Raw genomic sequence first — 14,627 nt, forward strand, 5'->3', positions numbered from 1 at the left:
CACGACACGCAACACGTTGAAAGCTCCACACCGCACTCAAGAGCACGGCGTCGAGCTAACCTTGTCTGCCATCCTGCGCCAAGTGAGGTGCTCCCGCCTATTTGGACAGTTTTACGGCTGAGCTAAGCTAATCCGGGTTGTCGATCATGCCGCCATTTTGGTCATCAGATCATGGGGGGGGCATGCCCCCCATGATCTGAAGCGCCGATCCACCCATAGGCTTCCGCCGGGGTTCGCCCGGCTAGCCCCGAGTGGGGTCGCTGGTGATTGTAATAGGTGATCCACCGGCCAAGGCCAGCGCGCAGCTCCGAGCCGGTCTCGAACGCGTGCAGATACACGCACTCATATTTGAGGGAGCGCCACAGGCGTTCGATGAACACATTGTCCATCCACTGACCCCGGCCATCCATGCTGATCCGTATCTCGGCGTCGCGCAGCACGCTCGTGAAGGCGAAGCCGGTAAACTGGCTGCCCTGATCGGTATTGAAGATCTCAGGCCTTCCGAAGCGCGTAAGCGCTTCCTCCAGCGCAGCGACGCAGAAGCCCGCGTCCATGGTGTTCGACAGCCGCCAGGTCAGCACCTTGCGCGTCGCCCAGACCATGACCGCGACCAGATACAGGAAGCCCCGGCGCATCGGGATATATGTCACATCCGCGCACCAGACGTGGTTCAGTCGCTCGATCGCCAGCTTGCGCAGCCGATAGGGATAGACCCTGTGCTGCGGGTGCGGATCGCTCGTGCGCGGCCGCTGGTAGATCGGCGACAGCCCTCCGCCGCTTTCCAACGATGCTGCGCATCCTTGGAGCCTGGCGCGGCTCCGCCCATCTTCGCCATCAGCTGCCGCACCCGTCGTCGTCCAACATCATGGCCATTGCGGCGCAAATGCCGGACCATCTGGCGGCTGCCGTACCACGGCATGTCGAGGGACGCCGCATCGATCACCCGCATCAGCGCCAGCGTCTCTTCGGTCTCCGGCATTGGCGCGTAATAGTAGCTCGACCGGCTGATCGACAGCAGACGGCATTGCGCCGCGATCGACAGGCAGTGGTGAGCAGGATCGATTCACTCCCGCCTCCGTGCCACGCTCACCGAGCGGAGGCCTTCGCTAAAAAATCCCGCTCCACCAGTAACTGCCCGATCTTCGCGTGCAGCTTGTCCACCTCCGCGTCGCTCGCCGCCCTGGCCGCCTCACCGGCACCGGAGAACGTCGCCGACATCCCTTCGATAGCCTGACGCTTCCACGCCGCGATCATCGTGTGATCCACCCCATGCTTCGCAGCCAGTTCCGCCAGCGTCACATCGCCACGGATCGCCTCCAGCGCCACCTTCGCCTTAAAATCCGCGCTGTAGCGCCTCCTCGCCGTCTTCATTCCCGTTCGTTCCTCACGTCAGGATTAGCTTAGCAACCTGTCCAGTTTTCCGGGTCCACCTCACTCGTCAGTGGCGACGGACGTTACCACAGTATATGCTGTAGTCGCGCATATTGCACGTAGAGAGGAAGCTCACTAAAAGATAGAAATTACGAAAAAATTTCGGCAGAAATTGTTCCAGAAAAACCTTCCACACCGCTCAAGAAGGCAGACAACGCTTAGTGTAGCTTTCGGGGGTGTTCCATTGCGTCGTTTGAGCCTGAAATTGGGGCGCAACGCGAAGACGCGCCGTGCTACTCTGCTCCATAAAATATCACGCCAAGTGTAGGGAAAACTGTTAGGTAGGCTAAACCCCACTGCGATATCACTTATGTTAATTAAGTAACTACCGCGAAGTCTGATATTCCTCCCGTTGACCCGCACCCGATCGGTTAAGGAGGCTGCGCGATTAGTGCGGCGCGTACAGAGGCGTCGCCCGGATCGTCTTGCCGAGGGTTCATTTGAGCGCATTTCGTCCGACGATGTTTCCGTACATTTTCCGCACGGCCGTCGCGATCGCTCGCTAAGTCATTGAAAAGATGGCGCACCCGACAGGATTCGAACCTGTGGCCTCTGCCTTCGGAGGGCAGCGCTCTATCCAGCTGAGCTACGGGTGCCTGGAAAGGGCCGACTAGCAAAGCAATCGCACGAACGCCAGCCCGTTTCGCCGGTCCGTTGCCAAAAGCTCAGGCGGCCCCTGCCGCCTTCTTCGCCTTGGGCGCCGGGGTCTTCTGCTTGAACGCGCAGAGATCCGCCACCGGGCAGCGCCAGCATTCGGGCGTGCGGGCCTTGCAGATGTAGCGGCCGTGCAGGATCAGCCAGTGGTGCGCGTGCAAGCGGAAGGGCTGGGGAACCGCCTTTTCCAGCTTCAGCTCCACCGCCAGCGGGGTCTTGCCCGGCGCCAGGCCGGTGCGGTTGCCGACGCGGAAGATATGGGTATCGACCGCGAACGTCTCGTGGCCGAACGCCGTGTTCATCACCACGTTCGCGGTCTTGCGGCCGACGCCCGGCAATTGCTCCAGCGCGTCGCGATCCTCCGGCACCGCGCCGCCATGGTCGCGGATCAGCGCTTCGGACAGGGCGATGACGTTCTTGGCCTTGGTGTTGAACAGGCCGATCGTCTTGATGTGCTCCTTCAGCCCCGCCTCGCCCAGCGCCACCATCTTCTCGGGCGTGTCGACCTGCGCGAACAGCGCCCGAGTCGCCTTGTTGACGCCGGCATCGGTCGCCTGGGCGGAGAGCACCACAGCGACCAGCAGGGTGAAGGTGTTGACCGATTCGAGCTCGGTTTCCGGGTGCGGATTGTCCGCCGCCAGCCGCGCGAAGAACTCGACGAGCTGTGCCTTCTTCACACGCCGAGGACCTCGCGCATCGTGTAGCGGCCTGCATCGCGGCCGGGCAGCCAGAGCGCGGCGCGGATCGCGCCCTTGGCGAAGATGGCGCGATCATCGGCGCGGTGGGTGAGCTCGATGCGCTCGCCGTCGCTGGCGAAGACCACCGTATGGTCGCCGATCACCGATCCGCCGCGCAGGCTGGCCATGCCGATGGTGCCGGCGGCGCGCGGGCCGGTAAGGCCGGCGCGGTCGCTCACCCCGGCCTCGGCGAGGGTGGTACCCATCGCCTCGGCAGCGGCGGCACCCAGCATCAGCGCGGTGCCCGAAGGCGCATCGGCCTTGTTGCGGTGATGGGTCTCGACGATCTCGATGTCCCAGTCGGCACCCAGCCGCGACGCGGCTTCATGGATCAGCTGCGCGAGCAGCCCGATGCCGAGCGAGGTGTTGCCGGTCTGCAGCACCGCGATTTCCTGCGCGGCCGCGTCGATCATGCGGTGGTGGCGTTCGGCGAGGCCGGTGGTGCCGATCACGATCGGGGTGCGGGCGGCGCGGGCTGCGGCGAGATTCGCCTCCAGCGCGGCGGTGGCCGAGAAATCGACGAGGACATCGGCCTTGCGGGCCAGCTCTGCGGGATCATCGCCGACGTCCGTGCCGCCTGCCAGGCGGGCGCCGAATTCGGGAAGAGCCGCGGCGATCGCCTGACCCATCCGCCCCATGCTGCCGTAGATGCCGATGCTCGTCATGGCCCGCGCTGTTGCACGATCCTGCGGCGGAACGACAGAGGCTATTTTTGCGCCGCGTCCGGCTTTTTCTTTCTGCCGCCCAGCGGAAGGCGCAGCGTCACAAAGGCAGCGGGAGCGGAGGCGACGCCGGCGCTGTGCTGCTGCGCCTCGGCGCGCACCTTGCCGCCGCCGGGCAGGCGGAGGGCGGGGGTGAATGCGCGAGCCCGCGCGGGTGGCGGCAGGGTGGGGCCGATACGATAGCGATCGGGTTCGTCGCGCTTGCAGACGACGATCTCGTCGGCGCTTTTGGGCGCGGGGCAGCGCTGCTGGGTGAGCGATCGGGAGGCGCGCGCCGTGCCGTCCTCGTCGGCGGCGGGGCCGCGCGTCTGTGGTGGCGGCAGGATCGTGACGAGGGCGAAGGCGAGCAGGGCCATGGTCTTGTCTCCGATCCTTGAGAGGCCGACGAGAACCAGACTTTGCGGCGGCGCTGGGGCGGGCCTAGGGTCGCGCCATGGCTGACCTGCAAAACCTCGTGATTCTCACCGGCGCCGGCATTTCGGCGGAGAGCGGTATCGCCACCTTCCGCGGGCCCGGCGGGTTGTGGGAGGGGCACCGGGTGGAGGATGTCTGCACGCCCGAGGCGCTGGCGCGCGATCCGGCGCTGGTGCATCGCTTCTACGACCTGCGCCGGGCTGCATTGGACATGGTGGAGCCCAATGCTGCGCACCATGCGCTGGCGCGGCTCGATGCCGAATGGCCCGGCGACCTGCTGATCGTGACGCAGAATGTCGACGACCTGCACGAGCGGGCGGGCGCGACGCGGCTGCTCCACATGCATGGCGAGCTGCGCTCGGCGCTGTGCGCGGCATGCGGCATCCGCGAGCGTTGGACCGAGGCACTGCCGCCGGAGAGTGAATGCCCCAATTGCGGGATGCTGGCGCTGCGGCCCGACATCGTCTTCTTCGGCGAGATGCCGTATCAGATGGAGCGGATCGAGGCGGCGCTGGCGGAGGCCGATCTGTTCGTGTCGATCGGCACCTCGGGCGCGGTCTATCCCGCCGCCGGCTTCGTCCAGACCGCCCGGCATTACGGCGCGGCGACGCTGGAGATGAACCTCGATCCCTCGGGCGGCAGCCACTGGTTCGAGGAAAGCCGCATGGGCCCGGCGAGTGCGCTGGTGCCCGCCTGGGTCGGCGAACTGCTCGGCGGCGGCTGATCGGGCTGGCATCGGCCGGCATTGTGCGGAACAATGCGGCCAAGGCCCGGCACCAGGGTCGCGATCACGGAGAGAGGCGGGCATGACCCAGCAGGCGATTTTCATTACCGGCGGCGCATCCGGTATCGGGCGGGCGGTGGCGCAGCTGTTCGCGGCGCGGGGCTGGCGGGTCGGGCTGGCGGACGTCAACGCGACGGGCCTGGAGGAAACCCGGGCGCTGCTGCCCGAAGGATGCGCGACGACGCATCTGCTCGACGTGCGCGACCGCGATCAGTGGGTGGCGGCGCTCGCCGACTTCGCGCAGGCCAGCGGCGGGCGGATGGACGTGCTGTTCAACAACGCGGGAATCGGTACCAGCGGCCCCTTTGCCACCACCGATGCGGCCGAGCTGGAGCGCTGCATCGCGGTGAACTTCACCGGCGTGGTGCACGGCGCGCATGCCGGGTTCGCGCTGCTCGCCGCGACGCCGGGCTCGGCGATGCTGATCACCAGCTCGGCGGCAGGCATCTACGGCACGGCGGGTGCGGCGATCTATTCGGCGACCAAGTTCGCGGTGCGCGGACTGGCCGAAGCGCTGGACGGCGAATGGTCGGCGGCCGGCGTGAAGGTGCGCACGCTGATGCCCGCCTTCATCGACACGCCGCTGCTCGACCACCCGACCGGTGGCTCCAACCAGCTGATCCGCGAGAATGTCCGGCGCGCGGGGCTGGAGATCTCGCCGGTAGGCGATGTCGCCGAGGCCGCCTGGGCGGCGGTGCACGGCGAGGTGCTCCACACCCGTGTCGGCAAGACCGCGCGCAAGCTCTGGTTCGCCGCGCGCTGGATGCCGGGGGCGCTCCGCAAGCAGGCCAAGCGGAGCCGGTTGGGGCGGCGCTGAGGCCGCCCCGCCGGCCTCAGCCCTGGGTCCGCTTCAGTTCCCGCCAGCCGATGTCGCGGCGGCAGAAGCCGGTGGGGAAGTCGATCGCATCGACGCCGCGATAGGCCGCAGCCTGGGCCTGCGCGATGTCCGGCCCGATCGCGGTGACGTTGAGCACGCGGCCGCCGCTCGCCACCAGCGTGTCTCCGACGCGCTTGGTGCCCGCATGGAACACGCGGACGCCGCCCGCCTCCGCCGCGTCTACCCCGGCGATCGCGCCGCCGGTTTCCGGGGTGCCGGGATAGCCGCGCGCCGCCATCACCACGGTCAGCGCCGTATCGGGGCGGAAGCGCGGGGCGGGGCGGCCCGCCAGTTCGCCGCGCGCGGTGGCGAGCAGCAGCTCGAGCAGGTCGTCCTCCAGCCGGAGCATCAGCACCTGGCATTCGGGATCGCCGAAGCGGGCATTGTATTCGATCAGCTTGGGGCCGGTCTTCGTCAGCATCAGGCCGGCGTAGAGCACGCCCGAATAGGGAATGCCCTCTGCAGCGAGCGCGGCGATGGTCGGCAGGACGATCTGGTCCATCGCCGCGCGCTCGAGCGCCGGGGTCAGCACGGGGGCGGGGCTGTAGGCGCCCATGCCGCCTGTGTTCGGGCCGACATCGCCTTCGCCGACGCGCTTGTGGTCCTGCGCCGATCCGAACAGCACGGCATCCGTGCCGTCGGTGATGACGAACAGGCTGGCTTCCTCGCCGTCGAGGAATTCCTCGATCACCGCGCTGGCGCCCGCACCGGCAAAGATCGCGGTGAGGGCGCCGACCGCCTCGTCGCGGGTCATCGCGACGGTCACGCCCTTGCCGGCGGCGAGGCCGTCCGCCTTGACGACGACCGGCAGGCCGAACGGCTCCAGCGCCGCCAGCGCCTCGTCGAGCGCATGGACGCGGACATAGCCGGCGGTGGGGATGCCGGCGCGGGCGCACAGATCCTTGGTGAAGCCCTTCGATCCTTCCAGCTGCGCCGGCAGGCGATTCGGCCCGAACACGGGGATGCCGGCCTCGCGCAGCACGTCGCCCACGCCCGCTACCAGCGGCGCTTCGGGGCCGACGACCACCAGGCCGATGCCATGCTCCTGCGCGAAGGCGAGGACTGCGGACGGATCGGTCGCGGCGAGGTCGACGCAGGTCGCATGCGCCGCTATGCCCGGATTGCCCGGCGCGGCGAAGAGCTGCGTCAGCAGCGGCGATTGCGCGAGTTTCCAGGCGAGCGCATGTTCGCGACCCCCCGACCCCAGTAGCAGGACGTTCATGGCCGACCCCCTTTTCGAGACTTCATCGGCGCGGCTCGTAGCCGAGGCGGTGCCCGGGGACAACGCGGCACCGATGAGCGTCAGCGAACTCTCCGGTCGATTGAAGCGGATGGTCGAGGGCGAGTTCGGCCATGTCCGCCTGCGCGGCGAGATTTCGGGCTGGAAGCGCGCCGCCTCGGGCCATGCCTATCTGGCGCTCAAGGACATGGACGCGGTGATCGACGGGGTGATCTGGCGCGGCGCCGCGTCCGCGCTGCCCTTCCAGCCGCAGGACGGGCTGGAGGTGATCGCCACCGGCAAGCTCACCATCTATCCGGGCCGCTCCAAGTACCAGATCGTCATCGAACGGATGGAACTGGCCGGCGAAGGCGCGCTGATGGCGCTGCTCGAGAAGCTCAAGGCCAAGCTCGCGGGCGAGGGCCTGTTCGACCGGGAGCGGAAACAGCCGCTGCCCTATATGCCGAAGGTGATCGGCGTGGTGACCTCGCCCACCGGCGCGGTGATCCGCGACATCCTCCACCGGCTGGAGGATCGCTTCCCAACCCATGTTCTCGTCTGGCCGGTGAAGGTGCAGGGCGACGGATCCGCGCAGGAGATCGCGCGGGCGGTGCGCGGGTTCGATGCGATCGCCCCCGGCGGCCCGGTGCCGCGCCCGGACCTGGTGATCGTCGCGCGCGGCGGCGGCTCGGTCGAGGATCTCTGGTCGTTCAACGAGGAAGTCGTGGTGCGGGCGGTGGCCGAATGCACGATCCCGATCATCTCGGCGGTCGGGCACGAGACCGATACCACCTTGTGCGACTTTGCTGCCGACCTGCGCGCGCCGACGCCCACGGCGGCGGCCGAAATCGCGGTGCCGGTGCTGGCGGACGTCCGCCACGGCATCGCCACGCTGGCGCACCGGACCGAACGCTGCGTGCGCCGCTACCACGAACGCGCCGGCGAGCAGCTGGCGGCGCTGGTCCGCGTGCTGCCCCGCCGCGATGCATTGCTGGGGCCGCAGCGGCAGCGTCTCGACGATGCCGGGGCGCGGCTCGGGCTGGGGCTCGAACGGCGGGTCACTGTGGCGCGCGGGCAGCTCGATCGTGCCGGCGCGGCGCTGCGCCCGGCGACGCTCGAACAGCGGCTGGCGACCGCGCGGCAACGCCTGGGCGCGCTCCCGCTCGATCGTGCAGCGGACCGCGAGCTGGCGGCGCTGCGCCAGCGCTTCGCCCGCCCGGCCGAGGCGCTCAAGCTCGCCAGCCTCGAACGCCGCTTCGCCACCGCGTCCGAGCGGCTGGCCGCGATGGGGCGGCATCTCGAACTGCTCGACCCCAAGCTGCCGCTCAAGAAGGGCTATGCCTGGGTGGAGGGGCGCGGCACCGGCAAGGTGGTCGCCTCGGCCGAGGATGCGCGCGCGGCGCAGGCCGTGACGCTGCATTTCGCCGATGGATCGGTGGATGCCCGGGTTGAGCGCGCGGGTGGCAAGGCCTATGTTCCGCCGAAGCCCGAGCAGCCGACGCTGCTCTAGGGCGCACCCGACCCACCACCGAACTGCAGGAATGGCGCCGCCCATGCTGATGTCCAACACCGCCCGCGTCGCCAAGCTGCACTATATGGCCAACGGCTTCCGTGTTCTCGCCCCCGGCGACCATGTGCTGTGCGCGGTTACCGGCGAGCGCATCCCCGTCGACATGCTGCGCTACTGGAGCGTGGCCCGCCAGGAAGCCTATGTGAGCCCCGAAGCCGCGACCAAGGCCCTGCTGGAGGCATGAACGCCCGGCGGCGCTTCGCCGCGGGTCTGCTGGCGCTGCCGCTGCTCCCGCGCGCCGCCCGTGCCGGCGGCGATCCCTTCGCGCTGGCCGGCAGCTTCGAGCAGGGCGGGATCGCGCGCGGGCAGCTGCCGCCCGGTGCCACCGCGCTGCGGCTGGACGGCCAGCCGATCGATAGCGCCACGGATGGCCGCTTCCTGATCGCCTTCGATCGCGATGCGGCGCCGGTGGCGCGGCTGGAAGCGATGCGCGCCGACGGCATGGCCCTCAGCGAAACGCTGTCGATCGCCGCGCGCAGCTGGAACCTCTCGCGCCTCGATCGCCTGCCCAAGGTTCCGGTCCCCAGCGCCGAGTTCGCCGCCCGGCGACCGGCCGAGCTCGCGCGCATCGTGGCGGCGCGGGCGCGGCAGACCGGCGCGCAGGGCTGGCGCGGGGCCTTTGCCTGGCCGGCGACCGGCCGCATCTCCACTCTGTTCGGTTCGCAGCGCATCTATGCGGGGGAGCCGGGTGCCTATCATTCGGGCATCGACATCGCGCTGCCGACCGGCGCCCCCGTGCGCGCGCCTGCCGACGGGGTGGTCATCCTGGCGGCGAGCGCGCCGTTCACGCTCGAGGGCAATCTGCTGATGCTCGATCACGGCATGGGCCTGTCGAGCGCCTTTCTGCACCTGTCGCGGATCGATGTGCGCGAGGGCGAGGCGGTGCGGCAGGGGCAAGTGATCGGCGCGGTGGGGGCGACCGGCCGGGCGACCGGCCCCCATCTCCATTGGGGGCTGATGTGGCGCGGCGCGCGACTGGATCCGCTGCTGGTCGCCGGGGCGATGCCGGCGCGCTGATCCTGGCTCGCGTTCCACCAACAAGAAAAAGGGCCCGCCTCGCCGCGTCTCCAGGGGAGACGGGAGAGGACGGGCCCTGAAAGCGCGTCGGCTCTGCTGCGTCCGGGGGAGCCCTGCGGCTCCCCCGTCCGGCATCAGAACTTGAAGCGGGCGCCGGCCGTGAAGGTCCGGCCGATGACACCGGCATAGTGCCAGGTCGGCAGGTAGTTGGTGCCCGAATAGGACGAGGTCGCAATCGGGGCACGCTCGTTGGTAAAGTTGCCGACGTTCACGTAGAAGGTGAAGCCGTCGTTCACCTTCACCTGCGCGTTCAGGTCCGCGTAGATGAAGCGGCGGATGTAGCAATATTTGTTGAGCGCTGCGTCGTTCGGATAGGGATAGAGATCCCCGGCTGCCGCCGCGCACGACAGATCGATCTTGCCATCCGCGCCCGGTGCCTCTTCGTCGGCCGCGACCTGCTTGATCCGCGAGACGTAGTAGGTCGTTGCGGTGAGTGAGAACTTGCCGATCTCCAGCGTGTTCTGCCAGTTGCCGCGCCATTCCGGCGTGCCGGCGCCCGACGACAGCTCGTACGGGCCGACCGTGCCGACATATTTGCGGACGACACCGTCACCGAAGTCGACGTTGAACTTCAGGATCTTGTTCACGTCCACACGGCTGTAGAACTTCACGCCCGGCGCGATGCCGAACTCCGCCGAGGCGCCGAAGTCGAGGCCCTGGGTCTTGAAGTAGCCGGCGTTCACATACGGGCCGTTGATCACCAGGACGCGCGGCAGCGCGTTCGGGAACAGCGGATCGGGTGCGTCGACGGCGCCGACCGAATAGCCGGCCGGGAGCGGCAGGCCGGCAAAATAGTTGGCGCGCGCGGTGCCGGCGTCCGGACCCGCGACGATCACGTCCTTCTTCTTCACGTTGTAGTAGTCGATGGTGAAGCTCAGCTGGCGAATTGGCTGGAACACCGCGCCTGCGGTGAAGCTGCGCGAGGTTTCCGGCTTCAGGTTCGGGTTGCCCGAGAAGCCGCCGCCGATGCTGTACGACTGTGCGTACGGGTTGCTGCCGGCACTGCAGCCGGTTGCCGTGGCCGTACCGCCATGGGCGAGCACAAAGCTGCACGGCGGCTGATAGGTCACGAAGCCCGGGAAGCTGGAGCGCGGGTTGCTCTCGGCGAAGGTCGGGGCGCGGAAGCCTTCCGAATAGGTGCCGCGGAGCATCAGCTCCTTGATCGGCTTCAGCTTGATGCCGACCTTCGGCGAGAAGCGGCTGAACCCTTCGGAGTAATGGTCGTAGCGGCCCGAACCGCTGAGTTCGACCTGCTTCAGGATCGGCGCGCTGATTTCGAAATAGGCCGCGCTGACGGTCCGCTTGCCGAACGCTGCCGCCGTGTTGGCATAGTTGGTCTTGTCCGGGTTGAGGCCCGGATAATCGAGCGTCTCGCGACGGATCTGGCCGCCGACCGCGACCTGGAGCTCACCGCCCTGCAGCTGCGCGAACGAGTGCGAGATCGACGCGTCGAGCGACGCGAGCGAGCTGGAGCCGCGCGCGACGATGTCCGGCGCGATCAGCTGGCGGGTCGCCATCGTGTTCAGGCTCGGGTTGACGAAGTTGTACGCCCCCGTCGCCACCGCCTGGCGCAGCCCGGCGATGTTGATGGTGCCGAACGACGCCAGCTTGATGTTGTCACGGGCGCCGGCCGCCTCGACGCGCCAGTTCCAGTTGTCGCCGAAGTCGCCGTTCAGGCCGAAGGTGCCGCGGATGACCTCGTTGCCGCGCTCGGTGCCCGACTTGATATCGCCGAACGAATAATAGATGCGCGCCGCGCCGTTGGCGGGGTCTGCGGCGAAGGCCGAGGCATAGGGGTTGTTCGGGTTGAGCTGGCGGTCCGACGCGGTCGCGCAGTTGACGCCCGACGAGCAGATATAGACCGGCAGCGCGATGCCCGGGTTGTTCGACGCGGTGGTCGGCGACGCGCCATAGGGCTGGCGCTGGCGGATCGCGGTCGGCGCGCCGTTGATGTTGACCTGGCTGTGCGAATAGCTGCCGGTCACATAGGCTTCGATATGGTCGTTCAGGCGGACGCTGAGGCGGCCGTTGACCGAGAAGCGCTCCTGGAACGGCTGGACCTGGGTGTATTCGTCGACCAGATCGTGCGCGCAGCCGGTACCGCCGGCAGCGCCGGCAACCGTGAAGGTGCGTGAGCAGAGCGCCGGGTTGAGCAGCTGGTAGGTGCCGGTCGCGGTCGAACCGGCGAAGAACGGGTTGTTCAGGTCGCTGCCGGTGACGCGGCGAACGATCGCGTTCGGCGTGTTCGAGTTCAGCGCGCTGTCGGCGGTGTTCTGGTCCGCCAGGCCGATCGAACTGAGGTCGGTGGTGTTGAACGGGAAGCCCACGTCGTTCGCGGAGACGCGACCGTCGCGCTGATACTCGCCGTTGATGAAGACGTTCCAGCCGGACGCGTCATAGTCGCCATAGCCCGCGGTCAGGTAGCTGCGAACGCGCGAGGCATAGCCCTTGCCCGCGGCGCCGGCCTCGAAGCTGCCCTGCACGCCGGTGATGTGCTTCTTGAGGATGATGTTGACCACGCCGCCGATCGCTTCGGCGCCGTAGGTCGACGAGGCACCGTCCTTCAGCACGTCGACGCGTTCGACGAAGCTGAACGGGATCGAGTTCAGGTCGACATAGGCGTTGTGGCCGTCATCGTTCAGCGGGAAGTTGGCGGTGCGGAGACCGTCGATCAGCACCAGCGTCGAGGATACGCCGAGGCCGCGCAGCGACACGGCCTGGCCGCCGGCCGAGAAGCCGCCCTGGAAGCCGGTCGGGATCGATCCGGCGCTGTCCGCCGAGACGCCGCGGATCGCGTCGGCGATCGTCGTGGTGCCGGCGCGCTGCAGGGTCTCGGTGGTCAGCGTGGTGACCGGCGAGGTGGTCTCCGTGTCGGTGCGGCGGAACAGCGACCCGGTGACGACGATCTCCGGCGCCTGGTCCTGCTGCGCGCTGGTCTGCGACGAAGCGGTGGTCTGGTCTTGTGCCTGCGCGGGGCGGCGAAGAGCGCGATCGCGCCGAGGCCTGCGAGCGCCGTGCCGGCGCGCAGACCAGATGCAAATCGAGTGGATTTCACGTGTGGTGTTTCCTTATTTTTCCGAGGCGGGGTGCCCGTCCGGAAATGTCTCCCAAGCTTTTGCGCACGCAGCTTCGTAGCTGCATGCGCCAACAGCTTGGGATTGAGGATGAAGGTGGGTCGCAGGGCTGTAAAGCGGAGGGCAGGTGCCGGAAGTACACTTTGTTACGAACTGTATCTAAAATGGCACATTTGACAGCTGCTAGGAATCGCGAAAAGGCGGATTCGCGTTACAATGTTGCACCGCAGCGTGTTTGCGATGCCGCATTTTTGGGCATAGCTGCTTGCCCCGTTAACATTTCATAACACTTTATACGATATGCGAGACATAAAAAGTCGCTACTGTTGCTCTTTTGAGACACGCGCAAGAAAGCGTATCTTCACAGAGGATTGAAACTTTACACCCCCGCGCGTTCCCTGTTTCCTCCACCCAGTTCTGCTCGGCACGCATGGGGCTTTGCCGGGACAGAGCGGGGAGACAAGCCTCGACCGGAGCGATCCGGCCGGGGTTTAACCGAGGGAAATCGATGAACACGACGCAAAGGAAGTTGCGTGCGGGGGTAGCCTTGCACGCGCTGGCGCTGGTTGGCGCCAGTGCTGCGGTTCTGGCCACGGCGGCGCCGGCATATGCGCAGGACTATACGTCGGGCGCCATCCAGGGGACGGTGACGGACGAAAATGGGGCGCCCGTCGCGGGCGCGACAGTCACCGTGACCTCGAGCGCGCAGGGCTTCAACCGGTCGGCCACCACCACCTCTTCGGGTGCCTATCGCTTCAACGGCCTGCCTGCCGGCACCTATGAAATCGTCGTGCAGTCGCAGGGCGTCACCGGCTATCGTGCCGAGGGGGTTGCCATCCAGCCGTCGCAGACCGCGGCGCTGAACATTGCGCTGTCGACCGGCCAGGAAATCGTCGTGACCGGCGCCGCGGCGCAGCCGGCTTTCACGGGCACCACCCGCGGCCTCAACGTCGACGTGTCGGAATTCGTCAAGACCAATCCGCTGGGTCGCGACCTTACTTCGGTGATCCTGCTGGCGCCGGGTACTTCGCAGGGTGACTCGGCCTTCGGCAACCTCGCCTCGATCGGCGGTTCGTCGGTGGCGGAAAACGCATATTACCTAAACGGCCTGAACATCACCAATTTCGACAATTATCTCGGCTCGGCGCGGGTGCCGTTCGAGTTCTATCGTAACGTCGAAGTCAAGGCGAGCGGCTATCCGGCCGAGTTCGGCCGCGCGACCGGCGGTATCGTCAACGCCGTCACCAAGTCGGGCAGCAACGAGTTCACCGCGGCGCTGCACCTGAACTGGGAGCCGAACTTCCTCCGCTCGAACAGCAAGGACCTGTTCAACTGCGACACCTCGGGCAAGTGCACGTCGCGCACGCTGCGCTCTGCGGACACGGTCGACAATTATTCGGCGATCATGGAAGCGGGCGGCCCGGTGATCAAGGATCGCCTGTTCGTCTACGGTCTCGCCGAGTTCCGTCGCTCCACCAGCCTCACCAATTCGGTGAACACCGGCATCGGCACCGATCGCCGCAATGACGATCCGTTCTGGGGTGCCAAGATCGACGCCTATCCGATCGACAACCACCACCTCGAATTCACCATCTTCGACACGCGCAACACCACCGTCGAATACAACAACGCGCTGACCGTGACCAACAACGTGCCGAGCTACGGCATCGCCCAGTCGGTCTATGCCTACAAGGCAGGCGGCGTGAACTTCGTCGGCAAATATACCGGCCAGTTCGCCAGCTGGCTGAGCGTATCCGGCGCCTATGGCCGCATGCGCGATCGGTTCGATCAGGCGGCGCTCGCCGGCTCGGCCGGCCTCCCGCTGGTGAGCAACAATTCGGGCGCTCCGATCGTCAACGGCGGTACCACGGTTGCGCCGGGCGGCTATTTCAACGGGCAGACCAACAGCAGCACCAACTTCCCCTACAACACGGAGCGCGAATTCTACCGCGCCGATGTCGACGGCTTCTTCAGCCTGCTCGGCGACCACCATGTCCGCGCCGGCTTCGACCAGGAAAACAACACGCTCGAGATCGGAAGAGCGGTTCAGCAGGAATGCCGAGACCGA

10 protein-coding genes, 1 tRNA gene and 1 pseudogene are annotated in these 14,627 nt (G+C 67.4%); 5 read left to right on the forward strand and 7 right to left on the reverse strand.

Annotation, left to right across the window (positions count from 1 at the left end):
• Positions 1-144: 144 nt before the first annotated feature.
• The 5 genes and pseudogenes from KK7_RS20260 to KK7_RS0106855 all read right to left on the reverse strand — a co-directional run bounded on the left by KK7_RS20260 (position 145) and on the right by KK7_RS0106855 (position 3,900).
• A pseudogene (locus KK7_RS20260) lies at positions 145-1,371 on the reverse strand (IS3 family transposase).
• A 579-nt stretch (positions 1,372-1,950) separates the two neighbouring features.
• Positions 1,951-2,027: transfer RNA gene (locus tag KK7_RS0106840), tRNA-Arg, on the reverse strand.
• Positions 2,028-2,096: 69 nt separating this feature from the next.
• The gene (nth, locus tag KK7_RS0106845) at positions 2,097-2,762 is read right to left on the reverse strand and encodes an endonuclease III (RefSeq protein WP_010543897.1); all 666 of its coding nucleotides are present in this window, start codon (positions 2,760-2,762) and stop codon (positions 2,097-2,099) included.
• Positions 2,759-3,487, reverse strand: a complete 729-nt coding sequence (gene dapB, locus KK7_RS0106850; RefSeq protein ID WP_010543898.1) for a 4-hydroxy-tetrahydrodipicolinate reductase — start codon at positions 3,485-3,487, stop codon at positions 2,759-2,761. Before dapB ends, nth begins: the two co-directional genes overlap by 4 nt.
• A 41-nt stretch (positions 3,488-3,528) precedes the next feature.
• Positions 3,529-3,900: a hypothetical protein gene (locus tag KK7_RS0106855; protein ID WP_010543899.1), complete on the reverse strand. Its 372-nt coding sequence runs from the start codon at positions 3,898-3,900 to the stop codon at positions 3,529-3,531.
• Positions 3,901-3,977: 77 nt separating this feature from the next.
• Here KK7_RS0106855 and KK7_RS0106860 point away from each other — a divergent pair, with 77 nt between their 5' ends.
• Together KK7_RS0106860 and KK7_RS0106865 are read left to right on the forward strand one after the other, a co-directional pair.
• Positions 3,978-4,682 carry an NAD-dependent deacylase gene (locus KK7_RS0106860; protein WP_010543900.1) on the forward strand — a complete coding sequence of 235 codons (705 nt, stop codon included), beginning with the start codon at positions 3,978-3,980 and terminating at the stop codon, positions 4,680-4,682.
• Positions 4,683-4,764: 82 nt separating this feature from the next.
• Positions 4,765-5,559: an SDR family oxidoreductase gene (locus tag KK7_RS0106865; protein WP_010543901.1), complete on the forward strand. Its 795-nt coding sequence runs from the start codon at positions 4,765-4,767 to the stop codon at positions 5,557-5,559.
• Positions 5,560-5,575: 16 nt separating this feature from the next.
• Here KK7_RS0106865 and purD read toward each other — a convergent pair whose 3' ends face one another.
• Positions 5,576-6,841, reverse strand: coding sequence for a phosphoribosylamine--glycine ligase (gene purD / locus KK7_RS0106870; RefSeq protein ID WP_010543902.1), 1,266 nt, complete (start codon positions 6,839-6,841; stop codon positions 5,576-5,578).
• Here purD and xseA point away from each other — a divergent pair.
• From xseA to KK7_RS0106885, 3 genes are read left to right on the forward strand one after another with little or no spacing between them, the layout of a single operon-like run.
• Complete coding sequence (xseA, locus tag KK7_RS0106875; RefSeq protein WP_010543903.1) at positions 6,840-8,348, forward strand: exodeoxyribonuclease VII large subunit; 1,509 nt, start codon at positions 6,840-6,842, stop codon at positions 8,346-8,348. The two genes, purD and xseA, sit on opposite strands and share 2 nt — an antisense overlap.
• Positions 8,349-8,391: 43 nt before the next feature.
• On the forward strand, positions 8,392-8,592 hold the full coding sequence (locus KK7_RS0106880) for a DUF2093 domain-containing protein (RefSeq protein ID WP_029622982.1): 201 nt from the start codon (positions 8,392-8,394) through the stop codon (positions 8,590-8,592).
• Positions 8,589-9,425, forward strand: a complete 837-nt coding sequence (locus KK7_RS0106885; protein WP_010543905.1) for a M23 family metallopeptidase — start codon at positions 8,589-8,591, stop codon at positions 9,423-9,425. The genes KK7_RS0106880 and KK7_RS0106885 overlap by 4 nt, the downstream gene beginning before the upstream one ends.
• Positions 9,426-9,559: 134 nt before the next feature.
• Here the strand turns inward: KK7_RS0106885 and KK7_RS20265 are convergent, their stop codons facing one another.
• Entirely contained in the window at positions 9,560-12,526 is a 2,967-nt protein-coding gene (locus KK7_RS20265) for a TonB-dependent receptor domain-containing protein (RefSeq protein ID WP_420186401.1), read from the reverse strand.
• Positions 12,527-14,627: the final 2,101 nt, after the last annotated feature.

Origin of the sequence: Sphingomonas elodea ATCC 31461, from assembly GCF_000226955.1 — a bacterium.
GTDB lineage: Bacteria > Pseudomonadota > Alphaproteobacteria > Sphingomonadales > Sphingomonadaceae > Sphingomonas > Sphingomonas elodea.